We start from the raw sequence: 26,281 nt of genomic DNA on the forward strand, positions 1-26,281 counted from the left end.
GCGTGACCGGGCCGGTGCCCAGGCCCAGGCCCTTCTGGGCGACGGGATCCGCGAGCCAGTCGCAGACCGAGGCGCCGAGCGGACGCGTGACGACGTAGGCGGACCAGAACGCGAGGACCGCGTTCCGCCCCGTGAACCGGTGCGCGAGCGCCGGGACAGCGATGATCGCCGCGAACAGGACCGCGGACGGCAGATAGCCGAACCCGAGGGTGGAGGCGGTCAGGTCGCCCGCGGCCGTGCCGAGCGCGAAGGTCCCGGAGACGGCGAGCCAGTAGAACAGGGCCCGGCGCGGTGTCGTGATCGAGTGGATCGACAGGGTCCGCTCGACTCGCCACCACAGGGCGAAGACCGCGGCGAGCGCGATCGCGAACCCGAGGGTCGAGACGAGGTACGGGACGCCGGCGACGACGTGCAGCACGTCGGCGGCCATCGTGCCGAAGACACTCACCATCAGTACTGCCAGCCAGTACACCCAGGGGATGTACCGGCGGACCGCGAACTGCAGCCCGAGGGCCGCGAGGAACGCGAGACCGGTCGCGCCGACCACGATCACCGGGTCGAAGGCGGTCGCGAGGAAGTCGGACGCCGTCTCGCCCATCCCGGTGGTCAGCACCTTGAGGATCCAGAACAGCGCCGTCGCCTCGGGGACCGTGGAGGCGACGTAGCGGCCGGCGAAGACACCGCCGCGGGGTCGAGGGAGCGGTGCAGCGAGGTGCGTCATCCCGCCATGCTCGAGGAGCGTGCGGTGTCGGCAGCTGGGGTGTTCGCCGGGGTCGTTGAAGATGCACACAGCGACCCGGATTCCGGCCGAGCACGGCCGTCGCGATCCCTACTCTCGGAAGCGCTCGCGGGATCCCCCGCGACTCCTCTCCGACCGGAACGGACCCGATGGACATCCTCCAGGCGATCATCCTCGGCATCATCGAGGGGCTGACCGAGTTCCTCCCGGTCTCCAGCACCGGGCACCTCACCATCGCCGAGAAGCTGATGGGCCTCCGCGTCGACGACGTCGGGGTGACCGCGTTCACCGCGATCATCCAGATCGGTGCGATCGCCGCAGTGCTCCTGTACTTCCGGAAGGACATCGCCGAGCTCGCCACCGCGTGGTTCGTCGGGCTGCGGCACCCGTCGCAGCGCAAGCGGACGAACTACCGGATCGCCTGGTACGTGATCCTCGGGTCGATCCCGATCGGGATCATCGGGTTCCTTGGGAAGGACCTCATCAGCGGAGGCCTGCGCAATCTGTGGGTCGTCGTCGCGGCGCTGCTCGGCTGGAGCGTCGTGATGCTCGTCGCCGAACGCGTCGGCGCTCAGACCAAGGACCGTCGCGCGATCACCCGGAAAGACGCGGTCATCATCGGCCTCGTGCAGTGCATCGCGCTGATCCCCGGCGTCTCTCGTTCCGGAGCGACCATCAGCGGAGGCCTGTTCCGCGAGCTCGATCGAGTGACCGCGACGAAGTTCGCGTTCTACCTCTCCATCCCCGCACTCACCGCCGCCGGCGCCTACGAAGCGGCCACGGCCGCGTCCGAGGTCAGTGCGAGCGTCGGCTGGATCCCGACCCTCGTCGCGACCGTCGTCTCGTTCGTGGTCGCGTACGCGTCGATCGCGTGGCTGCTCCGGTACGTCGCGGGCCACGGCTTCGGCGTCTTCGTCGGGTACCGCGTCGCCCTGGCCCTCGTCGTGTCCGGGCTGCTGCTCACCGGGACGATCGCGGCCAGCTGACCCGATTGCCCGACGGGAGTCCTACCGGACACACTGGACGGCGACGCCCGCCACCTCGTCCGCCACCCTTGCGAAAGGCCGTCCTGTGCAGTGGAATCTCGAAGTCGTGCCCGTCAGCGTCGAGGACGTCGACCGGGCGAAAGCGTTCTACGCCGACCAGGTCGGGTTCCACCTCGACCTCGACGTGCGGATCAGCGACGAGATGCGCATCGTGCAGCTCACCCCGCCCGGCTCGCACAGCAGCATCCAGCTCAAGACCGGCCCCACCCGCCTGGAAGGGCTGCAGCTCGTCGTCGACGACATCGACGCAGCCCGTGCCGAACTCGCCGAGCGCGGCGTGGACGTCAGCCCGGTGTCGTATTTCGAGGACGGGGTCCGGCTCGAGGGCCGCGGCGGGGAGTGGAACTCGTTCGTCTTCTTCACCGACCCCGACGGCAACACCTGGGTCATTCAGGAACGCCCATCGACCAGCTGACTCCGGCGGTCGTGGTCGCGGCGGTCGCGATCTGCGCGGCAGTCTCCGTGGCCGCACTCCGCACGTTCGGGGTCGTCTCGTTCGCGCGGCCGGCGCTGGCGATCCTCCGTGGGGCTGTTCAGCTCGGGGTGCTCGCGGTGATCCTCTCGGGAGTCATCGCGGACATCCGCTGGGTCCTGCTCTTCCTGGTCGTCATGTGCGGTGCCGCGGTGCTCACCGCGGCCGGCCGCCTCGGACGCTCCCGGCGCACGGTCCTCGCCGTCACCGCGGCGATGGCGGCCGGCGTCGCGGTGAGCGCCGGGATCGTCTTCGGTCTCGGGGCCGTCCCGTTCACTGGCCGCTACGTCCTCGCGGTCGGCGGGATCCTCATCGGCGGCGCGATGACCGTCGCGACCGTCACCGGCCGAGCGCTGGCCGCGACGCTCGCCGACCGCTGGGACCAGGTCGAGGGCTGGCTGGCTCTCGGCGCCCGGCCGCGGCAGGCCACGCTCGGCCTGGCGCGAGAGGCGGCCTGGACCGGGCTCGTGCCGCTGACCGACCAGACGAGGACCACGGGGCTCGTCGTCCTGCCCGGCGCGTTCATCGGCGCCGTCTTCGGCGGACTCTCGCCCGTGGCGGCGGGGGTCTTCCAGATCGTCGTGCTCGCGGGCCTGATCGCATCCGGGTCGATCGTCGCCGTCGTGCTCCTGACGATCCTCCGCGGCGACGTCGCCAGGCCTCGACCCTGACGAGCCGTCAGCTGAGGGCCCGCCGTCGGGCGATGCGGCGCCGGAGGGGCGGCGGTGACGACGCGCGCTCGGTGTGCAGCCGGACCGCGAGCGGCGCCCAGACGATCAGCGCCACTCCGGCGCCCAGGAGCAGTCCGCCGACGGTGTCGGAGATCCAGTGCGCTCCGAGGTAGGTGCGGCTGAGCATCATCGCGACCGTGTAAAGGGCTCCGGCGATGCGGACCCACCACAGCGGGAAGACGATCGCGAGGACCATCGCGGTCGTGGCGGCGTTCGCGCTGTGGCCGGAGGGGAACGAGCCGAAGTCGGCGTTCACGAGGATCTCCAGCGGCCGCGGACGACCGACAGCGTTCTTGAGGATCTGCACCAGCAGCCCGCTCAGCGGCGCGGCGATCGCGAAGTACGTCGCCGCCCACCGACCCCGCCAGACCAGCAGCCACACGAACACGACGAGCGGAATCACGATCGTGCCGACGATCCCGCCGCCGAGGCTGTTCATCACCAGCGACGGCACCAACCAGAACGTCGACCGGTGCTCGATGATCTCGTTCATCCACGCGGCGTCGAACCCGAACGGCTTGTCGTGCTCCCGGTAGAAGATCAGCGCGGCCAGAAGTCCCGTGAGCAGCACCGCGAGGCCCGCCGAGATCAGCGGCCAGCGTCGCGCCGCCCGATAGGCGATCGCACCGTCTGTCGCGGGTTCCCGGTTCGGCATCAGTGTCGTCCTCGTCTCCCGACGCGGAGCGCGCCGAAGGAGTTCACGCTACGAACGAGCGGCCTGTGGCGGCGGAGGATTCCCCTGCATCCGTTGTGAAAGCACAGAACCTCAGCCCCTCAGCCGGGCATCGAGCTGAACGCGTTCGGGAGCTCCGGGTCGTTGTGAGCAAACACAACACAGCACGGCGCATCCCGAGCCGCCGCCCCCGTCCCGGCTGCGACTCTGCGGGCATGGACACTTCAACGACGACGACCCGCTTCCCGGTGCACCGGCTGCTCAGCAAGGTCCCCGAGGTCACGATCTGGTTCTGGATCATCAAGATCCTCTGCACCACCGTCGGCGAGAGCTTCGCCGACTGGATCGACATGGTTCTCGGCGTCGGCCTCATCACGACCGCCGTGATCTTCATCATCGTCACCGCAGTCGTGCTCGCGATCCAGATGCGGCTGCGCCGCTACCTGCCCGCCGCGTACTGGCTGACCGTCGTCGTCATGAGCGTCACCGGCACCCTGCTCACCGACATCCTCACCGACCAGCTCGGCGTGCCCCTCTGGGCCAGCTCCCTCGTCTTCTCCGTGCTGCTCGCGATCGTGTTCAGCGTCTGGTACTCGAAGGAGCGCACCCTCTCCATCCACAGCATCGACACCACCCCGCGCGAGGCGTTCTACTGGCTCACCGTCCTCGTCACCTTCGCGCTCGGCACCGCCCTCGGCGACTGGACCCTCGAGCTCACCGGCTGGGGCCCCGGCGTCTCGATCCTCCTGCCCCTCGCCCTGATCGCCATCGTCACGGGCCTCTGGCGCTACGGAGCGAACCCCGTCCTCGCGTTCTGGATCGCCTACATCCTCACCCGCCCCCTCGGCGCCAACATCGGCGACTGGCTCGGCCTCTCCCCCGACGAGCAGGGCCTCGGGCTCGGCACCTTCGTCACCAGCATCATCTTCCTGCTCGCGATCCTCGCAACGGTCGTGTACCTCTCCCTCAGCAGGGCCGACGTCGACAAGGGCACGGCCGAGCACCACACCCCGCCCGTCGCTCGGGAGCGACGCTCGCTCGTCGCGTTCGCGGTCCTCGCCGTCGCTGTCGTCGGACTGCTCGCCTTCACCAACAGCCAGCCGCACACCACCCCGGCACCCGAAGGCGCGGCCCCGGCCTGCGACACGTCGGGAACACTGTCCGCAGCCGACGCAGAGGCGTCGGTGCAGACCGACTTCCCGACCGCCGACGTGCAGAACTTCCAGACGATCACCGCCGACACCCTCGCCCTCGTCACCAGCGGCGACCAGGCCGGCGCGAAAGCCCGAGCCACCGACCTCGAGACCGCCTGGGACGACGCGGAGCCCGCACTGAGCGCCGCGAACTGCCAGACCTGGACCTACGTCGACCAGCAGATCGACCCCGTCCTCTCCTCCGTCCGCTCCAGCAGCCCCGACCCGGCCGCCGAGACGACGAGCATCCAGGAGCTGCTGACCACCCTCGCCGGGAAGTAGAAAGGCCGGAGCGAGAGACCTCCTCTTCCACGAACCGCCCCCGGTGCCCCGCTTCCCTCCCTGGGACGCTGGGACGCCGGGGGCGTTCTGCGTCCAGCCGGTCGACGCCCTTCCGCCTCGGACACCGAAGTGTCGAGGCCGGCTCTATCCCGTTACCCCGACGACGACCGGACGAGGAGCACTCCGGCGCAGTAGCTGCGCACCGAAGAGCGTCCCGACCACGACGAGGTACCCGAGCCAGGCGGCGAAGCGGGCGGCGCTGGGATCGGGCGCGACGTTGAAGATTCCTGCCAGGACGACCCCGTACCAGCTCGTCGGCGGGATGAGCGACGACATGTCGAACAGTGCATTCCCCTCTCCGGAGATGAGGCCGGCCTCCTGGAAATCGTGCACGGCGTAGCCGAGCACGCCCGCCGCGACGATCACCAGGAACCATCCAGTCCACGCGAAGAAGCGGCCCAGATCGATCCGGACGAAGCCGAACGACAGGACGACGGCGAGGACCGCCGCCGTGAGCAGACCGAGGACCGCGCCCCACGCCGCGGCTCCAGCGTCCTGATTCGAAGACACGGCCGCCCACAGGAAGAGTGCCGTCTCGACGCCCTCACGCGCGACGCTCACGAAGCCGAGGACCGCGACCCCGAGAGCACCGCCCGCGATCGCTACTCGTCCCTCGAGATCGCCCTTCAGGGTGCGGGCGTTGCGCGCCATCCAGAAGATCATCCACGTCACCAGAGCCACCGACAGGACCGACAGCGTCCCACCGAGGATCTCCTTCGCCTGAAAACTGAGACCGTACGGACCCCACGTCAGCGCCGCGCCAACTCCGAGCGAGACGGCGATCGCGAAAGCGACGCCGAGCCACAATGCAGGGATCAGGTGCCGGCGGCCGGTTTTCGTCAGCGCGGCGATCAGGATGCCGGCAACGATGCCCGCTTCGAGGCCCTCCCGAAGAGCGATCAGATAATTCGAAAGCACGCAGCATCACCTTTCACCGGAAGTTTGGTGAGGCTTACCTTAGAAATTGACGCTGCCATTGGAGCTGGCACGCCGCCGTGAACCGCTGTACATCCACACAACGGCTTTCGACCTGTTTTCGCCTCGAATTCCTTGCATCTCACCGATGTTCGCGTCGGTTTCGTGCATCGACGGCATAGCGCACCGCGCGTCGTTGCGGCGTCATCGTGGAGAACCACCCGGCGCGACGACCGGGGGCTTGAGCGGAGGCAAGGCCCGCAGCTTCAGTGATGCGGAACCGGCGGGGTCTGTGGGTGGAGGGCTGTAACGGGTCTGGTCACGAAACATCGCCCAGATCACGTTGATTCGTCGCCGAGCGAGAGCGATCAGTGCTTGCTTGTGAGACTTGCCTTCCTGTCGCTTGCGTTCGTAGAACGAGCGGGAGACTGGGCAGTTTCTCGAGGCTATGAATGCCGCCTGGAAGCAGGCGTTCAGCAGACGTCGGTCGTCGCGGCGGGGCCGTCGGCTCCCCCGAAGACCAGCAGGGAGCGCCCGGTCGTGACGGTCCAGGTCTGCACGAGCGCGGTGAGGACGGAGAAGACGGCGACGATGAGCAGGACCGCTCTCGCCACCCGGAACACGCGCGGCCGCTCGCGGACCGGTCCGCTGGGGATGACACTCGTCACGATGCGCCCCTTATCGATCGTCGATGTTATCGAGTATCGATACCACGCACGCCGGGCCGCCGATGTCGAGCCGCCGCGCACCGACCGAGGAGACGGCGGGAGGGGTGGTTGCCCGCGGCGAGGAGCCCGATCTAGCGTGGAGGGATGTCGGATGCGAGGGAGCGCGCCGCCCGGTACCGGGCCGGCGCAGCGGGCGAGGAGGAGTCGGAGCAGCCCGCCCTGCCGGAGGATCCGCTCGAGCGGGCGGCGTTCGTCGAGACGGCGATCCAGCTCGCGATCCGCCGCGGCGACTTCGACGACCTGCCGGGATCGGGGAAGCCGCTCCCGGACCTGGGCGCGGCCCACGACCCGGACTGGTGGATCCGCCGCAAGATCGAGCGCGAGAACCTCACCGGGATCGGCCCGGCCGCCTTCCTCCTCCGCGCCGAGGACCGCGCACTCGACGAGCGCCTCGACCGGCTGCACCGCGAGGAGGAGGTGCGCGCCGAGCTCGCCGACTTCAACACGCGGGTGATCGAGGCGCGCCGGCAGCTGCTGGGCGGGCCGCCCGTCGTCACCCCGCTCCGGGACGTCGACGAGGAGGTCGCCGCCTGGTCGCAGCGGCGCGCCGCCCGCACAGCCGCGGCCGAGGCCCGGGCGGCCGCCGAGCCGGAGCGGCCCCGCCGCTGGTGGTCGCGGCGGCGCTGACGTCCCCGCAAACCGGACAGACCTGCCCCTCTCACTGGGGCCCCGCTTCGGGGAACCGAGCGGGAGCGCGCCTCCGAATCATGCGTACACATCGAGTCGACCGGAGTCCGCATGCTCACGACCACCCCCGCACGCCCCCCGAGGGCCCGCCCCTCGACCCTCGCCGCGCCGCCGCTCGCGCTGCTCGAGCCCGACTCGGACCGGATGCTCGTCATCCGCGCCGCCGAGGGCGACGACCGGGCGTTCGCCACCATCGTCCGCCGCTACACCGGGCTGCTCCGCGCGACGGCCGCCCGCACCCTCCGCAGCAGCGCCGACGTCGACGACGTCGTGCAGGAGACCTTCCTCGCGGCGTGGACCCACGTGGACAGCGTGATCGACGGCGAGACCATCGCCGGGTGGCTCGTCACGACCGCCCGCCGCCGCAGCGTCGACCGGCTCCGCTCGAGCGTCTCGCGGCTGCGAGCCGAGCTGGACGACGAGTTCCCCGCCTCCGCCGCCGACGACCCGGAGCACGCCGCGCACTGCGGGTCGCTCGCCGCCGACGCCAACCGGGTGCTCGCCGCGATGCCCCCGGCCCAGCGCCGCTGCTGGGAGCTGCGCCAGCTGGAGCAGTGCAGCTACGACGCGATCGCGCACGAGCTGGGCCTCTCGAGCTCCACCGTCCGCGGGCTGCTCGCCCGCGCCCGCGCGACCCTCCGCACGGAGCTCGCCCACTGGCGCTGAGCCGCGCTGCGGATCTCGGCGCAGGAGACCAGGCGGGGGCCTTCAGCGCAGGAGAACCGGCCCCGCGCCGATCCGCACCCGGAACAGCGAGTACGGGTACGTCCGCAGATCCGTGCCGCCCTGGTAGTCGGCCTGGCGGTGCAGCTGGTTCGCGGTGACGTACAGGTGCTCGTCCGTCGCGATCGACAGGGTGTCGGGCCAGAGCAGCCGCTCGTCGTGCACGATCGTCTCCATCGTGCCGTCGGGGCGGCGGCGGACGATCGCGTTGTTCTCGTAGCTCGTGGCGTAGAAGCGGCCCGACGCATCCGTCTCGAGGCCGTCCGCTCCCCCGCCCTTGTCGCCCTCGTCGACGACGGTCGCCGCGACGTCCTCGTCCGGTGCCGACCGGTCGACCAGGGCCGCCGTCGCCACGCTGAACCAGCGGCGGGAGGCGAGCGGGCAGTACCAGAGGCGCTCGCCGTCGGCCGAGATCGCGATGCCGTCGGCGCCCATCGTCACCGGCTGCGGGTCGCCGTCGGCCGGGCGCTTCATCAGCACGCGGCCCTCGGCCATCGGCACGAGCTCCGGAGGAGTGAGCGCCTTCGTGCTCGGGTGGTCGTGCAGGCGGCGCCAGGCGGTCCCCGTCTCGAGGTCGACGACGATGATCCCGTTCGGGCCGGAGTCGGCCGAGTCGGTGATGTAGGCGATGCCGCGCCGCAGATCGAAGCGCACGTCGTTGAGGTAGGTGGTCGGGAGGGCGACGTCCGGCTCGAGGACGATCACCTGCTCGACGGTGTCGGTCGCCAGGTCGACGCGGACGAGCTTGGGGCCGCCCTTCTGCGTCGGCTCGAACATCGGGCTGCCGGTGTCGAGGATCCAGAGCCGGTCGGCCGGATCGACGACGATGCTCTGCACCGAGACGAGGGCGCCGGCGTCGTCGACTCCCGACGGCGTGTTCCAGGCCTCGTCCGGGTAGGGCACCGCCGCTCCGTCGCGCAGCTCCACGACCGTGGCCGGGACCTCGTCTCCCCACTTCGGGAAGTTCACGAAGATCCGCCCGGTGTGCGAGACGCTGACGCCGGTGGGCATCGGCCCGCTGGTGAAGGCGTGCACGAGCTCCAGCTCGCCGAGCGGCTCGTCGACCGGGCGCGTGGCGCGGGTGTCGTCGGTCGGTCCCCAGAATCCCATGGTGCTCTCGCTGTCCTCCCGCCGGAGCGGGCTCGTGGCGGTCTCGGAGCCGGTCGAGCGCGGAGTCGGTGCCCGCCGCGACCGGTGCTCCTCATCCTGCGCGCCGGCGCCGGGCGGTGGGGAGGAGGTGGCGGACGAGGCGGCGAGCGCCTACCATCCGGACGCCGGGGGCGTGCGCGGGCGGCCGATGCCGTCCGCCTGCGCCGTCCCCCTCCGCCCGCCGGCCGTCCGCTTCCGGACATGACCGCTAGAGGGCGTTGCCACCGCGGCCGCTCACCTGCCACGGTCGCAGAGCGACCGACGACGGTCCACCGATCAGAAGGACCGAGGCCCGCCCATGGACGACTCCTCTTCGACCGAGACCGGCACGAGCGAGATGACGCCCGAGGTGCTGGCCGCGTTCAGCGACGCCTGGACCCGCCACGACCTCGAAGCGCTGATGAGCCACATGACCGACGACTGCGTCTACGGCGCGTCCGTCGGCCCCGAGCCCGGCCGCACCTGGACGGGGAAGGAGCAGGTCCGCGAGGGGTTCGCGCTGATGCTGGCCTTCGACACGGGACAGGAGCGGCACGAGGAGGGCGCTCCCCTCATCGCCGGGACGCGCGGCGCGGCCACCTGGTCCTTCACCGGGACCGGCCCCGACGGCGGACCCCAGGTCACGCGGGGCTGCGACATCTACGAGTTCCGCGGCGGGAGGATCGCCCGCAAGGACGCGTTCCGGAAGGTCTACCGGGCGGACGAGGAGTAGTCCGCGTCGGAGCCCCTCGCCCAGCGGAGCCGGGGCCGCGTCCTCCGACCCGCTGGCCCCGCACCTCCCCGGTCGCGCAGACTGGATCGATGGCAGCGGCGTCGGCACCGGTCGGGTGGGGACGTCTGCCCGCCGTGTCGTGGCTGATGGTGCGCGCCTTCACGCGGCACCGCGTCCTCGCCGTCCTGGCCTTCCCGACCGCGCTGCTCTCGCTCACGCCCTCCGTGATCCGCCGCGCCGCCCACGAGACGGCCGACCGGAACGGCCTGGTCGTGTTCGGGCGCTACCGGCCCGTCGCCGACGCCCTCGCGAGCATCGCCGTCACCGTCCCGGTCGTCCTCCTGGGCCTGGTGGCGGCCCTGTGGGTCGCGCTCTCGGGACTGCTCGGCGCGGTCCTGGTCCTCGCGGCGCTCCTCGGCGGAGCCGTGGGGGCCGGGGCCCTGCTCGTCGGGACCCCCCTCACCGCAGCCGTCGGCGCGGAGACGCCCCCCGGGCGGCGGTGGACGGTGACGGCGCTCTCGCAGCGCCCCGGACCCGCCTGTCGGCGCTGCTCGCGACGCGGGAGCTGCTGACCACGGTCCCCGCGGGAGGCGTCGTCGTGGCGGCCGCCGCCGAGGAGCGGCTGGCGGACAGCTACTCGCGCCTCGGCTCCTCCCGAGGACGCGACCTGCGGGTCTTCCGGCAGGTCTGACCGGCCTCCTCCCGGATCGCGGGGCGGAAGCCACCGGCGGCTCGGTACGGTGGGGCTCGTGCAGTGCGGCTGAGGCCTCCCCGGTCCCCGTCACTCCGGCCCGCTCCCTCCGGCCCGCTCGGGCGCGATCGAAAGGCTCCCCGTGTCCGCACTCCTCCCCCTGCAGGGCAGGACCGCTCTCGTCACCGGCGTCTCGCGGCGACGCGGCATCGGATTCGCCGTCGCCGCGAAGCTCGCCTCCCTCGGCGCGCACCTCGTCGTCCACCACCACCGCCCTCACGACCTCGACCTCCCCTGGGGAGGCGACGACCTCGACGCGGTCCGGTCCGAGCTCCGCGCGCACCTCACGGAGGGCGCACGGTTCGCCGACGTCGCCGCGGACCTGGCCGACCCCTCCACCGTCCCCGGTCTGATCGCCACCGCAGCCGGCCTGACCGGGACCCTGGACGTCCTCGTCTGCAACCACGCGAAGAGCGGCGACGACGGCAGCATCCTCGACATGACGCCCGAGCGGCTCACCGCGTTCTGGGATGTGAACACCCGCTCCACCCTCCTGCTCACCGCGGAGTTCGCGCGGCTCCGGGCACCGCGTTCCGACGGACCCCGCAGGCCCGGCGACCGGATCGTCGGGGCCGGGCCCTACCCGCGGGCACAGGGGCACGTGTTCTGGATGACGTCCGGCCAGATCCACGGCGCGATGCGAGGAGAGGTCGCCTACGCCGCGAGCAAGGCCGCCCTCGCCGGCGTCACCGCCACGGTCGCCGCCGAGCTCCTGGAGCTCGGGATCGTGCTCAACACGATCGATCCCGGTCCGGTGAACACCGGCTACCTGGACCCGGAGACCACGGACCGCTCACTCGAGGATCTCGAGGAGCACGTCGCGAGCACGCCCTTCGGCCGCGTCGGCGCGCCGGCGGACCCCGCGGAGCTGATCGCGTGGCTGGCCACCTCGGCGGGAAGCTGGGTCGTCGGGCAGGTGCTCACGACCGACGGCGGGTTCAGCCTGTGACCGGAGCGGCGGCCCGCCGGCTCCGGTGCGGGCGACCCCGGCCGGGAACCGTCCGGCGACGACGACCGGCGGGCCGGACCCCGGGATGATGGACGCATGGGATCGCGTCGGACCGGAGTGCTGTGGGTGGTGAGCGCGCTCGTCTACGTGGGCGCCGAGGCGGTCGCCGCGTCCGCGTTCCCGGGCTACAGCTACGCGCGGAACTACATCAGCGATCTCGGCGTGCCGGAGGTCGGCGTGTTCCAGGGGCGAGAGATCGACTCGCCGCTGCACGCGGTGATGAACGCCGGCTTCCTCCTCGAGGGCGCGCTCTACCTCGCGGCCGCCGTCGCGACCGTGCGGCTCGTCCGTGGAGGACCGCAGCGGCTCTACCTCGCGCTCGCGGTCGTCTACGCGGTCGGCATCGCGATGGTGGGGATCGTGCACGGCAGCGAGGCGAGCGCGCAGAGCGGGCTGGGCTGGATGCACGGGCTCGGCGCCGCGATGGCGATCATCGCCGGCAACGCCGCGTCGATCCGCTCCAGCGTCTCCGCTCGCCGCGGCACCGCACCCTGGGCGTCGGCACCGCTCGGCCTCGCGCTCGGCACGATCGGCCTGCTCGCCCTCCTGATGCTCCAGCTCGACACGCGGCTCCCCGGCCTCGATCTGCTGCCGGACGGCGTGTGGGAGCGCCTCTCCGTCTACACGATCACCGGGTGGCAGCTCGCGACGGGCGTCCGGCTGCTGCTCGGCGGTCACTCCGCGGGCAGCGAGGCGCCGATCCGGTAGAAGCGGTCGGCCGTCACGGCGAAGACGTCGCGCCGCTCCGCCGGGGAGAGTGCCGCGGTGAGCTCGTCGAACGCGGCGTAGAGCTCGGAGACGTCGCCCATCCGCCCGTCGTGACGCGGCTCGTCCCGATCCCGGCCGGCACCTCGCAGCAGGGCGAGCTCAAGCACCCGGGGCGGGGCCGCTCGCGAACCCGGATCGGGCGCCTCCCGCCGGAAACGCGCGCGAAACAGCGGAGGCCTACGGTCGGGAGCGTCCCCGCCGCCCCGGCCGCTCCCTGGAGGATCCGCATGCCCCGCCCCGCCTTCCCCGCCCCGCCCAGCGCCGAGCTGCACATCCACCTCGAGGGCACGATCGAGCCCGAGCACATCGTCGAGATGGCGCGCCGCAACGGAGTCGCCCTGCCGACCGAGGACCTCGACGCCCTCCGCGCGCGGTACTCCTTCACGGACCTCGCGTCGTTCCTGGAGCTGCACTACTCGAACCTCACCGTGCTGAAGACGGAGCGGGACTTCTTCGAGCTCGCGACCGGCTATCTCGACCGGGCGCAGAAGGCGAACGTCCGCCGCGCCGAGATCTTCTTCGACCCGCAGACGCACCTCGGCAACGGCGTCGCGCTCGAGACCGTCATGACCGGGATCACCCGCGCGCTCGGTCGGAGCGAGGAGACCCACGGGATCTCGACGGACCTGATCATGTGCTTCCTCCGCGACCTGGGCGCCGACGCGGCCGACGCGATGCTGACGGCGATCCTCCCCTGGCGCGAGCACATCATCGGCGTCGGGCTCGACTCGAACGAGGTGGGCTTCGGTCCGGAGCTGTTCGTCGACGTCTACGCGCGCGCCGCGGCGGAGGGACTGCGCCTGGTCGCGCACGCCGGCGAGGAGGGCGGGCCCGAGACGGTCGCGGCCACCGTCGAGCTGCTGAAGGTCGAGCGGATCGACCACGGGATCCGCGCGATGGAGGACCCGGAGGTCGTCGCGATGCTCCGCGAGCGCCGCATCCCGGTGACGGTGTGCCCCCTGTCGAACGTGGCCCTGCGCGCCGTGGACACGATGGCCGACCACCCGCTGCCCGCGATGCTCCGCGAGGGACTCGTCGTGACGGTCTCGAGCGACGACCCGCCCTACTTCGGCGGCTACGTGGACGAGAACTACCGCGCCCTGGTCGAGGAGCTGGGGGTGGACGACGCACAGCTCGAGCGCCTGGCGCTCAACTCCTTCGACGCGGCGTTCATCACGGAGGAGGACCGCGAGCGCTGGCAGGCGGAGGTGCGCGAGCACTTCGCGCGGTGAGCAGGCCGTGGACCGGAGAACGACCGTTCCCACCCCCCTCCCCGGGCGCTGAGCCTCCGTTGTGCGGGCGCACGCCTCCGCACCCGCCCTACGCTGGCCGGATGACCCGCCCCGACGGCCCGCGATGAGCTGGGTGCTCCTCACCGGCGCGATCCTCACCGAGGTGACGGCGTCGCTCGCCCTCCAGGCCGCCATCGAGTCGCCGGGCTGGTACGCCCTCGTGGTGGCGGGCTACCTGTCGGCGTTCGTGCTCCTCAGCCGGGTGCTCAAGGCCGGCATGCCGATCGGAGTCGCGTACGGCGTGTGGGGTGCGTGCGGAGTCGCGCTCACGGCGGTCCTCGCGGCCGTGCTCTTCGGACAGCCGCTGACGGGCGTGATGACGATCGGGCTGGTGCTGATCATCGCGGGCGTGCTGATGGTCGAGATCGGGTCGCAGCGGGCACAGGCCGCGCGCCGGGCGGTGCGCTGATGGCCTGGCTGCTGCTCTCGGGCGCGATCCTCACCGAGGTCGCCGCGACGATGAGCCTCAAGCCCGCGACGGACGGCCGGAAGCGGTGGTACGTCGTGGTCGGAGTCGGCTACGTCGTCGCGTTCTCGCTGCTGGCCGGGGCGCTCGCGCAGGGCATGCCGATCGGGGTCGCCTACGGGATCTGGGCGGCCGTCGGAGTCGCATTGACCGCGGTGCTCGGGCGCTGGCTTTTCCAGGACCCGCTGACCTGGACGATGCTCGGCGGGATCGGCCTGATCATCACCGGCGTGCTGCTGGTGGAGCTCGGGCACTGACCGTCAGCGGTTGTCGCGGCGGTAGCGCGCCTCCCGGCCGGCGATGTGGAGGCCGAGCCCGGTGACCGCGACCGCGAAGGCGACCAGCACACCGACGAACGCGATCTCGTCGCCCGCTCCGACCGCCACGGCCGCGACGGCGAGCCCGATCAGCGCGAGAGCGATCACCACGGCGCCGACGATCTCGAGAGGGCTCCATGCGATCACTGCTCCATCGTGCGCGCGGAGCGGCGCGCGGGCAAGGGGCGGCAGGCGAACAGGACACGACGTCCCTCCGACCACGGAGGTCCGCGCGCGTCACCGCACGCGACGTCTCCGCTCGGGCGTCGGCCTGCGGATCGCGGAGCTCGTCCGAGGGCGGGCCGCGGTGCGAGCCCGCTCCGTCCGTCCCCGCCCCTCAGTCCCGCCCCCGCGACGTGGTCGGCATCGTCGGCCTCGTCCTCGCGATCGTCCTCGTCCTCGCGCAGATCGGGCGGACCGCGCTCACCACGGCCATCCCGGTCCTCGCGTTCCAGGGCGGATTCGACACCACGCAGATCGGGGCGCTCTTCGCCGCCCTCGGGGTCACGATGCTCGTGCTCGCGACGGCGACCGCGATCGTCGGCGTCATCGGCGTCGCTCGGAAGGACCGCGCCCGGCTGCTCTCGGCCGTCACGCTCGGCGTCGGAGCGAGCGTCGCGATCGTCGAGCTGGGCGCGCTCGTCGTCCCGCCCCTGGTCGGCCTCTCGCTCCAGTACTGACGAGGCTCGCTGAAGCGGATCCGTCCCTCCGCCCTCGCAGGATCCGCACGGCGCCGCGCCCGTTCCTCGGGGTCTCCCGCGCCGCGGCGGCTCCCCCGGCGATGCGCCAGGATGGGGGCATGACGACACGCGTGGACGGCCTCTTCGTCTACCCGGTGAAGGGCCTGACCCCGCAGCCGATCCCCCGCGTCGAGCTCACCGCCGGCCGCGGCGTCCCCTTCGACCGCACGATCGCGCTCGCCCGCCCCGGCGGCGCCTACCGGCCCGGCCTGCGGCACGGCATCTCCAAGCGCGAGTACTTCGTGCTCGTCGCCGAGGCCCGCCTCGCCGGGCTGACCACGCACCTCGACCCCGGCAGCGGAGTGCTCACCGTCGACGTCCGCGGCCACCGGGTCCTCTCCGCCGACCTCGGCACGGAGGACGGACGGGCCGCGCTGCGCTCCTTCGCCGCGCGCGTGCTCGACCTGCCGCCCGGCGTCGAGCCGGTGATCGCGCAGGACGAGGGGCGCCGCTACACCGACACCGCGCACAACTCCGACGTCGAGATGGAGTACGTCTCCCTGATCAACCTGGCGAGCGTCCGCGACCTCGCCGAGCGCTGCGGCCGGAGCGTCGATCCGCTGCGGTTCCGCGGGAACATCCACCTCGAGGGGCTGCCCGCGTGGAGTGAGCTCGAGCTGCTCGGGCGCGAGCTCACCGCGGGCGGGCTGCGGCTGCGGATCACGAAAGCCACCGAGCGGTGCGCCGCGACCGAGGTCGAGCCGGGCACCGGTCGGCGCGACCTGCCGGTCCCCCGGCTGCTGCACGAGACCTACGGCCACGAGCTCCTCGGCGTCTACGCGGAGGTCCTCGACGGCGGCACGCTCGGCGTGGGCGACGAGCTGGTGCTCCGTGGCTGAGCTGCTGCTCGTGGTGGCCGAGCGCGAGGCGCTCACCCCGGCCGTCACCCGCTTCGTGCTGCGGAGCGAGGACGGCGCCCCGCTGCCCGGCTACTCGGCCGGCGCGCACCTCACGCTCACCACCCCCTCCGGCGAGCGCCGCAGCTACAGCCTCGTCGAGCCGGGATCCCCGGAGCCGTCGCACTACGCGATCGCGGTACGCCGGGAGCCCGAGGGGCGGGGCGGATCGCTGAGCCTCCACGACGACGTCCGCGTCGGCGACGTCCTCGCCTCCGCGCCTCCCGCGAACACCTTCGCCCTCGAGCCCGCCGCCCGGTACCTCCTGATCGCGGGCGGGATCGGGGTCACTCCGATCCGCGCGATGGCCGCCGAGCTCCGGGCGCAGGGATCGGCCGTGCAGGTCGTGTACCTCAGCCGCACCCCCGAGGACACCGCGTGGCTCGACGAGTTCTCCGCCGACGGCTCCCTCCTGCACCACAGTGCGATCCACGGCCGGCTCGACCTCTGGCCGCTCGTCGCCGCGCCCGACGACCACGCCCGGATCTACTGCTGCGGTCCGTCCGCGCTGATCGACGAGGTCCTCGCCCTCACGATGCACTGGCGCCCGAGCCGGATCCACGTCGAGGACTTCGCGGGCGTCGACGCCGTCGGCGACCGCGCCGTCCCCTTCGCCGCCGTGTGGGAGCCGACGGGAGCCGTCGTCGAGGTCGCGGCCGACCGCTCGCTCCTCACCGCGCTCCGCTCCTCCGGGATCGACGTCGACTCCTCCTGCGAGTCGGGCACCTGCGGCACCTGCCGCCTCCGCCTGGTCGGCGGCACGGCGGAGCACCGCGACCTGGTGCTGACCCCGGAGGAGCACGAGCGCTGGATCATGCCGTGCGTCTCGCGCTCGGCCGGCGGCGCGCTGGTCGTCGCCCCGGAGTGACGGGGTCGGTCCCCTGTCCGCGCGCCGGCCGACACGCGTCGGCCGGCGTGTGACGCCGCATGACGCGCACGCGGCGCCCGGCTCGTCGCGAGCCTAGGCTCCCGGACGGGGGACACCGACCGTCACGACCGAAGGACTTCCGATGACCAGCACCTCCGTCCGCACGCAGCTCGACGAGTTCACCGTCGGCTTCGACGACACGGTCGGCCCCGAGCTCGCCGCCGTCTTCTCCGGCGAGCGCGACGACCTCGTCGCCGCCGGCGCTCCGAGCGGAGCCGTCACCGCCGGCGCCGCGCTCCCCGCCGCCTCCGTCGTGACCGTCGACGGCGACACCGTCGACCTCGCGGACGTCCTCGGCGCGGGCCCGGCCGTCCTCGTCTTCTACCGCGGAGCCTGGTGCCCGTACTGCAACATCACGCTCAAGCACTACAACGAGACCCTCGCCCCCGAGCTCGCCTCGCGCGGGGTCGCTCTCGTCGCGGTCAGCCCGCAGACCCCCGACGGGTCGCGCGCGGCCGTCGCGAACGGCGACCTGGGCTTCACCGTCGTCTCCGACCCCGGCAACGCGCTGGCGAGCGCTCTCGGCATCGTCACCGCCCCCAGCGGCGAGGCGCAGGAGGCGCACACCGCGCTCGGCTTCGCCGTGAAGGACAGCAACGCCGACGACACCCCGGCCGTCCCGTACCCGACCGTCCTGGTCGTCGACGCCGACCGGATCGTCCGCACGGCCGACGTGCACGTCGACTACACGACGCGCACCGAGACCGAGGACGTGCTCGCCGCCGTCGACGCGCTCTGACGCCTCCGCTGGCACCCTGAGCACGCGCGGCGGTCGAGCGCACCCCCTCGCCCGCCGCGCCGCCTCTCCCTAGGCTCGACCCGTGACAGCGGAGACGGACGTGCTCGTGGTCGGCGGCGGTCCGGTCGGACTCCTGCTCGGCGCGCTCCTGGCGCAGGCCGGGGCGGGTGTGCGGGTGTGGGAGCGGCGCTCCTCGGTGCCGCGCGGCTCGCGGGCGATCGGCATCCACCCGCCGTCGCTCGACGTGTTCGCCGCGGTCGGCGCCGATGCTCCCGTGCTGGCCGAGGCCACGCGCGTCCGCGAGGGCGTCGCGCGCAGCCGGGGCCGCACCCTCGGCACGCTCTCGTTCGCGCGCGCGTCCGCGACGCACCCCTACGTCGTCACCCTCGATCAGCACCGCACCGAGGCGATCCTCCGCCAGCGCCTCGAGGCGCTGGCCCCGGAGGCGCTGCGCCCCGGGATCGCGCTGACCGGCCTGCTCCGCCGCGGCTCCGCCGTCGACGCGACCGGCACCGGCCCCGGCCCCGGCGGCGAGCCGGTCTCGGTCCGCGCCGCCTTCGTCGTGGGAGCCGACGGCGCCCGGAGCACCGTCCGCGACCTGCTCGGGATCCGCACCACCGGCCGCGACTACCCGGACCGCTATGTGATGGGCGACTTCGCCGACCCCGAGCCCGGCGGCCTCACCGGCACCGCGCTCGTCGACGTCGGCCCGGCGGGAGTCGTGGAGTCCTTCCCGCTGCCGGGCGGACGGCGCCGCTACGTCGCGCTGAGCGGGCCCGACCGCTCCCTCGGCGCCCCCGCCTGGCGACCCGAGGAGGCCCCCGACCAGGAGGCCGCGCGCGCCCTGTCCGCCGCGGTCCGCGATCGGACGGGCGCCGACGCCGACCCGGAGACCTGCACGATGCTCAGCGGCTTCCAGGTGCGGCGCCGCGAGGCCGAGCGGATGGGGGTCGGCCGCGTCGTCCTCATCGGCGACGCCGCGCACGAGATCAGCCCGATCGGCGGGCAGGGCATGAACCTCGGCTGGCTCGACGCCGCCGAGCTCGCTCCGCTCCTGGCCGGTGCCGTGCGCCGCGGCGAGGCCGGCCCCTGGCCCGGCTTCGCCCGGCGCCGCACCACCGCGGCCCGGCGCGCGGCGCGGCAGGCGGAGGCGAACATGGCGCTCGGACGACCGCTCGGCACGCTCGCGCACCGCGGCCGCGAGGCGTTCCTGCGCACCGCCCTCACCCTGCCGACCTCGGACCTGCTCGCCCGCGTCTACGCGATGCGCTGGTCCTGAGGTCGCGGGCGGCCGGTCAGCCGACCAGCCGCGCGCCCGCCAGCCCGAGCTCGACCACCAGCACGAGCGACGCCGCGATCACGAGCCGGAACAGGGTGCGCGTCGGCGGGCCGGTCAGCACCAGGCGGACGCCCGCGGCGGCGAGCACGACCACCGCGAGGGTCCCGATCACCGCGAGCACCACGCCCGTCCCGCGCACCGGCTGGTCGCCGACGAGCTGTCCGACGAGCACGAGCAGCGCGGCGACCACCAGCGATCCGAAGGCGACGACTCCGGAGAGCCGCAGGCCGAGGCGGTGCGGGAAGCCGCGGATCCCGGTGGCCTCGTCGTCGACCAGATCGGGGAGCACGTTCGTGCAGTGGATGGCGACGCCGAACACGGCCCCGGTCGCGATCGCCCACCAGGCGGGGAGCCGGCCGTCGCCCGCCGCCACCGCCACCACCGGCAGCAGCCCGAAGGCGACCACGAACGGAGCGACCGACCAGACCGTGCGCTTGAGCCCCGCGTCGTAGGCCCAGCCCGCGGCGACCAGCACCAGGTGGGCGACCGCGGCGACCGGTCCGAGCAGCAGCGAGAGCACCACGGCGGCCGCGGCCGTGCCCAGTGCGGCCGCGCGGACGGCGCCCACGCCGATCAGCCCCTGCGCGACCGGCTTGTCGGTGCGCCCCACCGCGCGGTCGCGGTCGGCGTCGATCCAGTCGTTCGCGAGCCCGATCGAGAGCTGCCCGAGGAGCACGGCGAGCGCCACCAGCACGACCTGCCCGAGCGGATGCCCGGACGCCGCCGCGATCACGGTCGCCAGCACGGTGACCGTCACGGTCGGCCCGGGGTGCGACGAGGCCAGCAGGAGTCGCACCCGGGACGTCATCCCGCCAGCCTACGGTCGCCGGCGCGCATCCGCCCGCGACGGGAATGGCCCGGGATGGGGCAGGGTTGCACCACCCGGCATCCCGATTCAGGAAGAAGGCCTCGTGGACCTCGTGCACTGGCTGTTCGACGCGCAGATCGTCATCGGCGAGCAGACCGTCCTCTGGCGGGAGGTCATCGGCAACGTCTTCGGGCTCCTCAGCGCCCTCGGCGGGATGCGGCGGAAGGTCTGGGCCTGGCCGGTCGGCCTCATCGGCAATGTGCTGCTGTTCACGGTCTTCATGGGTGCTCTGTTCGGCACTCCCAACCCCGTCAACCTGCTCGGGCAGGCCGGGCGGCAGGTGATGTTCATCCTGGTCAGCGTCTACGGCTGGTACCGGTGGACCCACCGCCCCGACGACTCCACGACCCTGATCGAGCCGCGCTGGGCGTCGTGGCGCACCCGCGGCCTGCTGGCGCTCGGGATGGTCGGCGGCACCGCGGTGCTGACCCCCGTGTTCCGCGCGCTCGGATCCTACGAGCCGGTCTGGAGCGACGCGTGGATCTTCGTCGGCTCCGTCCTCGCCACCTACGGCATGGCGAAGGGCTGGACCGAGTTCTGGCTCATCTGGGTGGCCGTCGACCTGGTCGGCGTGCCGCTGCTGTTCTCGGCCGGCTACTACGCGTCGGGGCTGATGTACGTCTTCTACGGCGCGTTCACCCTGGTCGGCTTCTTCGTCTGGATGCGGCAGGGCACCCGTCCGTCCGCCGCTCCGATCACGGTCGGCTAGCTCCAGCAGGCCGCCGTCGCCGGGGGAAGCGGCCGTGCGAGCGGCCCGCGGCCGGTCCGCCACCGGGACCCGACGTCCGTCATTCCTCCGCTGAGGGAGGCGCGAGCCTCTCGAGCCGCACCAGGAGCGGAGCGATCCGGTCGCCGAGCAGGGCGCTCAGCGGCTCGCCGAACCAGAACCGCCAGACGGAGTCGAGCTCCTCGCCGGTGATCCGTCCTCGGTGTAAGAGGATGCTCGCGATCGGCGCCGCCTCAGGCTCGTACTCGTCGCGGGGAGCGCCGCTCTCCAGGCCCGGCTCGAGTCCGTACGGATCGACCGCGTCGAGCTCCCGCAGGACGGCCGACACCATCGCGTCCCGGCGTTCCACGTCCGCCCCGACCTGATCCGTCGGCGCACGGGACTCCATCGCGAGAAGGCAGCGAGCCCACTCCTCGTCGTCCATTCATCGTCTCCGTCTCGTGTCGAGACACCGGCTTCTCGAGGCCTTTCTCTTCTTCCGGCGCCGGCTTGTCGAGGCGCGGGGGAACAGCCTCTCCGTCTGCTTCTCATCCCCCTGAGAGAAAGGAGCGGACGCCTTCCCGCGTCAGCCCCGAAGCGACGGCGAGCCGGTGCTCTCCGGCCCCGAGTCGGGCGGCTCCGCGGAGTGCCGCGGCCCTTTCTCCGCCCTCGCCGGAAGTCCCGTTCCGGAATGCCGCGAACTCCGCGGACACCCGATCGAGAGCGTCGACGACATCACCGGACACGCTCTCCCGCGTCTCGCCGAGATCGATGTGCCAGCCTCTCCCGGACTTCTCGTCACTGTCGCCCACAGGCAGGAAAGTACCCCGGACCGCAGGGCGGCGCCTGTGATCGCTGTGCGATCGTCACGCTCCGGATGACGCGCGACCCGCACGCTGGGTAGTGCCAGGCCCTGCGAGGCACGGCGTAGTGGTCCGCACGGCGACGGACGCGGAGAAGATCCTCAAGAACCTCCGGAAGGGACCCTCGCTCGGCGGTCGCGACGCGAACTGCTCGAGGACGCCTCGGAGCACGTCGCGGGCGACGAGTCGGAGCTCGCGCGCTCCTTCGGCGATCCTGTCGAGATCGCCCGCGCCGCACTCGCCTGCGCGGCCCCTCTCGGCGGTCGCCCTCCTCCGGGCCCCGCAGGTCCTCCGCGCCCGCTGACGAGGCGCGTCGGGCAGGATGGGCCGGGTGTCGATCAGCAGGGCGTGGAGAGCAGCGGCGATCGTGGCGTCGATCACGGCGCTCTCGGCGTGCGCGACGGAGTACCACGGCCACGACAGCGGGATCGACGGCAGGCTGTGGCGGCGGATGGCCGCGGTCGAGGATCCGCTCAGCACGAGTGTCTACGGGTCACTCGACGAGACGATCGGCATACTCCACGGCTTGAATCCGGAGGCTTATCCACCGCCTCTCGAGGACCCGTCCGCCTATCTCTCGGGAATCGACGTCCCCCGCTGGAACGGAGAGCCGAGTCGGTCGATCCCGCGATGCTCGAGGACGGCGGAGTGGTGCTCTACGACGAGGACGTCACGGACGGCGAGGCCCGCTTCTCGCTCTTCCTCGCGTCCGGTCCGATCCTCGGAGAGGAGGATGAGGGCGGCTGGTTCAGCGGCCCCAGCGAGGTCTACACCTGCTACGGACTCGTCGTCGACTTCGAGGCGGAGACGCCTCCCCAGCCGGAGAGGACCGTCTTCGAGGACTGCCCCGCGGAACTCGTCTCCGTGCTCCGCTCCGACGCGGCCTTCGCCTCGGCCGAGGTCTTCGACGGCTGACCCGACCGCGGCGACCACCCGCGCGACGACCGCGGGGCGGAGATGCGAATCGCGTCGATCCAGCACGCCCGCACCGGCGGCGCCGGAACCTCCGGCCGATCCTGGGGCGGCGCCCCGTCCGAGCCGTCGAGGTTCCGTCGGTGTGCAGGCCCCCGCGCCGAGGGACGTAAAGTGTGCTCACACGCGCCCGCGGACGGGCGAGCCGCCCGTGAGGGCGCCCCGGTCCTGCGTCGGAGGCGCCGATCACAGAGAGCCGCGGTGCCCGATGCCGGAAGACAAGCCCGCGTCGCGGGCGCCGAGCATCTACGACGTCGCCCGCGCGGCCGGCGTCTCGCACCAGACCGTCTCCCGGGTCCTGAACGACCACCCGAGCCTCCGCGCCGAGACGAAGAAGCGCGTGCTCGAGGTGATGGCCGAGCTCGACTACCGCCCCAACCTCGCCGCGCGGGCCCTCGTCACCAGCCGCACCCGCACCGTCGGCGTGCTGTCCTCGCAGAGCCTCCAGTACGGCCCGGCCTCGAGCATCCAGGCCATCGAGGTCGCGGCGCGCGACGCGGGCTATCTCGTCGTCACGGCCAACGTCGACGGCACGGACGGCGCGTCGATCCAGGCCGGGATCCGGCACCTGCTCAACCAGGCGGTCGAGGGCCTCGTGGTCGTCGCGCCGCAGATCCGCGTCTTCGACATCCTCTCGGGAGTTGCGCTGCGGATCCCGCACGTGACGCTGCAGACGAGCGAGGACGACCGCGACGACGCGCTCTACGTCGACCAGATGGCCGGCGCCCGCATCGCCACCGGGCATCTGATCGACCTCGGGCACACCGAGATCGTGCACCTGGCCGGCCCGCAGGACTGGATCGAGGCCGAGGCGCGGATGCGGGGCTACCTCGCCGAGCTCGACCACCGCTCGATCCCGCTGCGCCCGCCGCTGCTGGGCGACTGGAGCGCCGAGCGCGGCCACCGCGTGGGCCTCGAGCTCTCGCGCTTCCTCGACTTCACCGCGGTGTTCGCGGGGAACGACCAGATGGCACTCGGACTGATGAGCGCGTTCCACGAGCGCGGAGTCCGTGTGCCGGAGGACGTCAGCGTCATCGGCTTCGACGACATCCCCGAGGCGGCGTTCTACTGGCCGCCGCTGACCAGCGTCCGCCAGGACTTCGTGGAGCTCGGACGCCGGTGCGTGGCCACGCTGCTCAGCCTGATCGAGGGCGACCGGCCGGAGAAGGCGGCACCGATCGCTCCGCAGCTGGTCGTCCGCGGATCCACGGCCGTCCCCCGGAGCGCGAGCGTCACCGCCTCGCGCTGACCGGCGGCCGCGACGCCCTCGCGCCGCGACCGCCCGGGATCACTCGCCGTGAGCGGCGATCGACACGTCGTTCCAGCGCTTCCAGGTCTCGAGGCGCGACTCGTAGTCCGCCGTCGCGATGCCCAGCGGCGCGCGTCCGAAGAAGATGCGCAGCGGCGGCTCGTCCGCGTCCACGACCGCGAGGATCCCGAGGCGCGAGGCCCTCGGATCGCCCTGCTGAGCGGCGGAGGGGCGACGGCTCGCGGCCTCGCGGACCCCGTCGTACGCGGCGATCGGCTCGCTGCGCGACGCGGAGGGACCGGACCAGTCGGTCGAGTACCCGCCGGGCTCGACGAGGGTCACGTGGATCCCGAAGCCGGCGACCTCGGCGGCCAGCGACTGGGTGAAGCCCTCGAGCGCCCACTTCGACGCGTGGTAGGCGCCGATCGACGGGAACGCGCTGATGCCGCCGATGCTCGACACCTGGACGATGTGCCCCGAGCCCTGCTCGCGGAGGATCGGCAGCGCGGCCTGGGTGACCCAGAGGGCGCCGAAGACGTTGGTCTCGAGCTGCGCGCGGACCTCCTCCTCGGTGAGCTCCTCGATCATGCCGAAGTGCCCGTAGCCGGCGTTGTTGATCACGACGTCCAGGCGCCCGAAGCGCTCGGCAGCGGCCTGCACGGCGGCGAAGTCCGCCGCGCGGTCGGTCACGTCGAGGGTCAGCGGGAGGAACGTCCCGGGGTACTTCTCGACGAGGGCGTCGAGGGTCTCGATCCGGCGGGCGGTGCCGGCGACCGAGTCGCCGCGCTCGAGCGCCGCCTCGGCCCACTCGCGGCCGAAGCCCTTCGAGGCGCCGGTGATGAACCAGGTCTTCGTCATGGTGTGCGTCCTTTCGACAGTGCTGGACGCAACGCCGACGGCTCCGGCTCCCTTCCGGGGCCGGGGACCCTTGACAGCACCGCTCCGAGAGCGCACGACGCGCCGTCGATGTCCCGTTACCGAGTCGAGACGTGCGCGTTGACACGAACGGCGCCGTCGGGTCTAGCATGACGCAATGTGATCGCTCACATGGCATCACATCTCCGCCCCGATCCCGAGGGCGGCCCTGCATCCACTGCATTCAATGACGAAGGAATCACAGTGACCACAATGAAGCGCGCTCTCATCGCCGGCATCGCCGGCGGAGCGATGATCCTCTCCCTCGCCGCCTGCTCCTCCGGAACCGGTGGCGGCTCGGGCTCGGGATCCGGCGACGGCGGCCTCGTCGGCGTCGCGATGCCGACCAAGTCGTCCGAGCGCTGGATCGCTGACGGCAACAACGTCAAGTCGCAGCTCGAGGAGGCCGGCTACCAGGTCGACCTTCAGTACGCCGAGGACGACATCCCCACCCAGGTCTCGCAGCTCGAGAACATGATCACCAAGGGCGCCAAGGCCCTGATCGTCGCCTCGATCGACGGCACCACCCTCACGAGCGTGCTCGAGGAGGCCAAGGCCAACGACATCCCCGTCATCGCCTACGACCGCCTCATCCGCGACTCCGAGAACGTGGACTACTACGCCACCTTCGACAACTACAAGGTGGGCGTCCAGCAGGCCACCTCGCTCCTCGCGGGCCTCGGTCTCACCGACCTCACCGGTGCGAAGGCCGCCGACGCCCCCGCCGGCCCCTTCAACGTCGAGCTGTTCGCCGGAAGCCCCGACGACAACAACGCCACGTTCTTCTTCAACGGCGCGATGGACACCCTCCAGCCGTACATCGACGACAAGACGCTCGTCGTGAAGTCCGGCGAGACCGACTTCAACACCGTCGCCACGCTCCGCTGGGACGGCGAGGTCGCCCAGAGCCGCATGGAGGACATCCTCACCAAGACGTACTCCGACGGCTCCAAGGTCCAGGGCGTCCTCTCGCCCTACGACGGCCTCAGCCGCGGCATCATCTCCGCTCTGACCGACGCCGGGTACACCGTCGGCTCCGACTTCCCGATCATCACCGGTCAGGACGCCGAGCTCGACTCCGTCAAGGCGATCATCGCCGGCGAGCAGTACGCGACCATCTACAAGGACACCCGCGAGCTCGCCAAGGAGGCCGTGAAGATGGCCCAGGCCGTGCTCGAGGGCACCGAGCCCGAGGTCAACGACACCGAGACCTACGACAACGGCAAGAAGGTCGTCCCGTCCTTCCTGCTCGAGCCGGTCATCGTCACCAAGGACCAGATCCAGTCCGTCCTCGTCGACGGCGGGTACTACACGGATGCGGAAGTGAACGGCTAGTCCTCTCTCCTCACCCGA

Annotated in this window: 33 protein-coding genes; 22 read left to right on the forward strand and 11 right to left on the reverse strand. The window is 72.3% G+C overall.

Features of this window, described 5'->3' with window-relative positions; all coding sequences use genetic code 11:
• A partial coding sequence (locus C5D08_RS08515) for a hypothetical protein (RefSeq protein WP_104276674.1) occupies positions 1–721 on the reverse strand: 721 nt, incomplete at its 3' end.
• 167 nt (positions 722–888) lie between these two features.
• Between C5D08_RS08515 and C5D08_RS08520 the strand changes: the two genes are divergently transcribed.
• The 3 genes from C5D08_RS08520 (at position 889) to C5D08_RS08530 (ending at position 2,928) form a co-directional block, all read left to right on the forward strand.
• Positions 889–1,725: an undecaprenyl-diphosphate phosphatase gene (locus tag C5D08_RS08520; RefSeq protein WP_104276675.1), complete on the forward strand. Its 837-nt coding sequence runs from the start codon at positions 889–891 to the stop codon at positions 1,723–1,725.
• A gap of 106 nt (positions 1,726–1,831) precedes the next feature.
• Positions 1,832–2,200, forward strand: coding sequence for a VOC family protein (locus C5D08_RS08525; protein ID WP_258067364.1), 369 nt, complete (start codon positions 1,832–1,834; stop codon positions 2,198–2,200).
• Positions 2,201–2,211: 11 nt separating this feature from the next.
• Positions 2,212–2,928, forward strand: coding sequence for an ABC transporter permease (locus C5D08_RS08530; RefSeq protein ID WP_308470813.1), 717 nt, complete (start codon positions 2,212–2,214; stop codon positions 2,926–2,928).
• Between the two features lie 7 nt (positions 2,929–2,935).
• On the opposite strand, the gene C5D08_RS08535 is transcribed toward C5D08_RS08530, so the two are convergent.
• Positions 2,936–3,643 carry a phosphatase PAP2 family protein gene (locus C5D08_RS08535; protein WP_104276677.1) on the reverse strand — a complete coding sequence of 236 codons (708 nt, stop codon included), beginning with the start codon at positions 3,641–3,643 and terminating at the stop codon, positions 2,936–2,938.
• A 233-nt stretch (positions 3,644–3,876) separates the two neighbouring features.
• Here C5D08_RS08535 and C5D08_RS08540 point away from each other — a divergent pair, with 233 nt between their 5' ends.
• Entirely contained in the window at positions 3,877–5,136 is a 1,260-nt protein-coding gene (locus C5D08_RS08540) for a hypothetical protein (RefSeq protein ID WP_104276678.1), read from the forward strand.
• A gap of 144 nt (positions 5,137–5,280) precedes the next feature.
• On the opposite strand, the gene efeU is transcribed toward C5D08_RS08540, so the two are convergent.
• Positions 5,281–6,114, reverse strand: a complete 834-nt coding sequence (efeU, locus tag C5D08_RS08545; protein ID WP_104276679.1) for an iron uptake transporter permease EfeU — start codon at positions 6,112–6,114, stop codon at positions 5,281–5,283.
• 470 nt (positions 6,115–6,584) lie between these two features.
• Complete coding sequence (locus tag C5D08_RS08555; protein WP_104276680.1) at positions 6,585–6,779, reverse strand: hypothetical protein; 195 nt, start codon at positions 6,777–6,779, stop codon at positions 6,585–6,587.
• 144 nt (positions 6,780–6,923) lie between these two features.
• On the opposite strand from C5D08_RS08555, the gene C5D08_RS08560 reads away from it, so the two are divergent.
• Both C5D08_RS08560 and C5D08_RS08565 read left to right on the forward strand, forming a co-directional pair.
• Positions 6,924–7,466 (forward strand): DUF1992 domain-containing protein, encoded by a 543-nt coding sequence (locus tag C5D08_RS08560; protein WP_104276681.1) that lies wholly within the window; start codon positions 6,924–6,926, stop codon positions 7,464–7,466.
• 111 nt (positions 7,467–7,577) lie between these two features.
• The gene (locus tag C5D08_RS08565; protein WP_104276682.1) at positions 7,578–8,192 is read left to right on the forward strand and encodes an RNA polymerase sigma factor; all 615 of its coding nucleotides are present in this window, start codon (positions 7,578–7,580) and stop codon (positions 8,190–8,192) included.
• Positions 8,193–8,234: 42 nt separating this feature from the next.
• Here the strand turns inward: C5D08_RS08565 and C5D08_RS08570 are convergent, their stop codons facing one another.
• Complete coding sequence (locus C5D08_RS08570; RefSeq protein ID WP_104276683.1) at positions 8,235–9,359, reverse strand: L-dopachrome tautomerase-related protein; 1,125 nt, start codon at positions 9,357–9,359, stop codon at positions 8,235–8,237.
• Positions 9,360–9,696: 337 nt separating this feature from the next.
• Here C5D08_RS08570 and C5D08_RS08580 point away from each other — a divergent pair, with 337 nt between their 5' ends.
• From C5D08_RS08580 to C5D08_RS08595, 4 genes are all read left to right on the forward strand, one after another.
• Positions 9,697–10,110, forward strand: a complete 414-nt coding sequence (locus tag C5D08_RS08580) for a nuclear transport factor 2 family protein (protein WP_219812847.1) — start codon at positions 9,697–9,699, stop codon at positions 10,108–10,110.
• A gap of 89 nt (positions 10,111–10,199) precedes the next feature.
• Positions 10,200–10,682, forward strand: a complete 483-nt coding sequence (locus tag C5D08_RS08585) for a hypothetical protein (RefSeq protein ID WP_104355610.1) — start codon at positions 10,200–10,202, stop codon at positions 10,680–10,682.
• Between the two features lie 261 nt (positions 10,683–10,943).
• Complete coding sequence (locus tag C5D08_RS08590) at positions 10,944–11,810, forward strand: SDR family oxidoreductase (RefSeq protein WP_258067365.1); 867 nt, start codon at positions 10,944–10,946, stop codon at positions 11,808–11,810.
• A 96-nt stretch (positions 11,811–11,906) separates the two neighbouring features.
• On the forward strand, positions 11,907–12,578 hold the full coding sequence (locus tag C5D08_RS08595) for a DUF998 domain-containing protein (RefSeq protein WP_104276686.1): 672 nt from the start codon (positions 11,907–11,909) through the stop codon (positions 12,576–12,578).
• Here the strand turns inward: C5D08_RS08595 and C5D08_RS17330 are convergent.
• On the reverse strand, positions 12,545–12,679 hold the full coding sequence (locus C5D08_RS17330) for a hypothetical protein (protein WP_258067366.1): 135 nt from the start codon (positions 12,677–12,679) through the stop codon (positions 12,545–12,547). The two genes, C5D08_RS08595 and C5D08_RS17330, sit on opposite strands and share 34 nt — an antisense overlap.
• A 186-nt stretch (positions 12,680–12,865) precedes the next feature.
• Between C5D08_RS17330 and C5D08_RS08600 the strand changes: the two genes are divergently transcribed.
• The 3 genes from C5D08_RS08600 (at position 12,866) to C5D08_RS08610 (ending at position 14,653) form a co-directional block, all read left to right on the forward strand.
• Entirely contained in the window at positions 12,866–13,870 is a 1,005-nt protein-coding gene (locus C5D08_RS08600; RefSeq protein WP_104276687.1) for an adenosine deaminase, read from the forward strand.
• A gap of 124 nt (positions 13,871–13,994) precedes the next feature.
• Positions 13,995–14,339, forward strand: a complete 345-nt coding sequence (locus C5D08_RS08605) for a multidrug efflux SMR transporter (RefSeq protein WP_104276688.1) — start codon at positions 13,995–13,997, stop codon at positions 14,337–14,339.
• Complete coding sequence (locus C5D08_RS08610; protein WP_104276689.1) at positions 14,339–14,653, forward strand: multidrug efflux SMR transporter; 315 nt, start codon at positions 14,339–14,341, stop codon at positions 14,651–14,653. Before C5D08_RS08605 ends, C5D08_RS08610 begins: the two co-directional genes overlap by 1 nt.
• Positions 14,654–14,656: 3 nt before the next feature.
• Here the strand turns inward: C5D08_RS08610 and C5D08_RS08615 are convergent, their stop codons facing one another.
• Positions 14,657–14,860: a hypothetical protein gene (locus tag C5D08_RS08615; protein WP_104276690.1), complete on the reverse strand. Its 204-nt coding sequence runs from the start codon at positions 14,858–14,860 to the stop codon at positions 14,657–14,659.
• A gap of 209 nt (positions 14,861–15,069) precedes the next feature.
• On the opposite strand from C5D08_RS08615, the gene C5D08_RS08620 reads away from it, so the two are divergent.
• The 5 genes from C5D08_RS08620 to C5D08_RS08640 all read left to right on the forward strand — a co-directional run bounded on the left by C5D08_RS08620 (position 15,070) and on the right by C5D08_RS08640 (position 19,295).
• Positions 15,070–15,393: a hypothetical protein gene (locus C5D08_RS08620; protein ID WP_104276691.1), complete on the forward strand. Its 324-nt coding sequence runs from the start codon at positions 15,070–15,072 to the stop codon at positions 15,391–15,393.
• 119 nt (positions 15,394–15,512) lie between these two features.
• A complete protein-coding gene (locus C5D08_RS08625) occupies positions 15,513–16,292 on the forward strand; it encodes an MOSC domain-containing protein (RefSeq protein ID WP_181110339.1) in 780 nt (259 codons plus the stop codon).
• The gene (locus C5D08_RS08630) at positions 16,285–17,217 is read left to right on the forward strand and encodes a PDR/VanB family oxidoreductase (RefSeq protein ID WP_104276693.1); all 933 of its coding nucleotides are present in this window, start codon (positions 16,285–16,287) and stop codon (positions 17,215–17,217) included. Before C5D08_RS08625 ends, C5D08_RS08630 begins: the two co-directional genes overlap by 8 nt.
• A gap of 142 nt (positions 17,218–17,359) precedes the next feature.
• On the forward strand, positions 17,360–18,016 hold the full coding sequence (locus tag C5D08_RS08635) for a peroxiredoxin-like family protein (RefSeq protein WP_104276694.1): 657 nt from the start codon (positions 17,360–17,362) through the stop codon (positions 18,014–18,016).
• Between the two features lie 82 nt (positions 18,017–18,098).
• Positions 18,099–19,295: an NAD(P)/FAD-dependent oxidoreductase gene (locus C5D08_RS08640; RefSeq protein WP_104276695.1), complete on the forward strand. Its 1,197-nt coding sequence runs from the start codon at positions 18,099–18,101 to the stop codon at positions 19,293–19,295.
• Between the two features lie 16 nt (positions 19,296–19,311).
• Here the strand turns inward: C5D08_RS08640 and C5D08_RS08645 are convergent, their stop codons facing one another.
• Complete coding sequence (locus C5D08_RS08645) at positions 19,312–20,163, reverse strand: UbiA family prenyltransferase (protein WP_104276696.1); 852 nt, start codon at positions 20,161–20,163, stop codon at positions 19,312–19,314.
• Between the two features lie 103 nt (positions 20,164–20,266).
• Between C5D08_RS08645 and pnuC the strand changes: the two genes are divergently transcribed.
• Positions 20,267–20,932 (forward strand): nicotinamide riboside transporter PnuC, encoded by a 666-nt coding sequence (pnuC, locus tag C5D08_RS08650; RefSeq protein ID WP_104276697.1) that lies wholly within the window; start codon positions 20,267–20,269, stop codon positions 20,930–20,932.
• Positions 20,933–21,011: 79 nt separating this feature from the next.
• Here the strand turns inward: pnuC and C5D08_RS08655 are convergent, their stop codons facing one another.
• Entirely contained in the window at positions 21,012–21,299 is a 288-nt protein-coding gene (locus tag C5D08_RS08655; protein ID WP_146086083.1) for a hypothetical protein, read from the reverse strand.
• 178 nt (positions 21,300–21,477) lie between these two features.
• On the reverse strand, positions 21,478–21,741 hold the full coding sequence (locus tag C5D08_RS16670) for a hypothetical protein (protein WP_146086084.1): 264 nt from the start codon (positions 21,739–21,741) through the stop codon (positions 21,478–21,480).
• A gap of 681 nt (positions 21,742–22,422) precedes the next feature.
• Here C5D08_RS16670 and C5D08_RS08665 point away from each other — a divergent pair.
• Both C5D08_RS08665 and C5D08_RS08670 read left to right on the forward strand, forming a co-directional pair.
• A complete protein-coding gene (locus tag C5D08_RS08665; protein WP_104276700.1) occupies positions 22,423–22,707 on the forward strand; it encodes a hypothetical protein in 285 nt (94 codons plus the stop codon).
• Positions 22,708–22,972: 265 nt separating this feature from the next.
• Complete coding sequence (locus tag C5D08_RS08670; protein WP_104276701.1) at positions 22,973–24,013, forward strand: LacI family DNA-binding transcriptional regulator; 1,041 nt, start codon at positions 22,973–22,975, stop codon at positions 24,011–24,013.
• A gap of 39 nt (positions 24,014–24,052) precedes the next feature.
• On the opposite strand, the gene C5D08_RS08675 is transcribed toward C5D08_RS08670, so the two are convergent.
• Positions 24,053–24,871, reverse strand: a complete 819-nt coding sequence (locus C5D08_RS08675; protein WP_104276702.1) for an SDR family oxidoreductase — start codon at positions 24,869–24,871, stop codon at positions 24,053–24,055.
• A 270-nt stretch (positions 24,872–25,141) separates the two neighbouring features.
• Between C5D08_RS08675 and chvE the strand changes: the two genes are divergently transcribed.
• Positions 25,142–26,263, forward strand: coding sequence for a multiple monosaccharide ABC transporter substrate-binding protein (chvE, locus tag C5D08_RS08680; RefSeq protein ID WP_104276703.1), 1,122 nt, complete (start codon positions 25,142–25,144; stop codon positions 26,261–26,263).
• Positions 26,264–26,281 lie beyond the last annotated feature (18 nt).

The organism is Rathayibacter sp. AY1B6, assembly GCF_002932755.1.
GTDB lineage: Bacteria > Actinomycetota > Actinomycetes > Actinomycetales > Microbacteriaceae > Rathayibacter.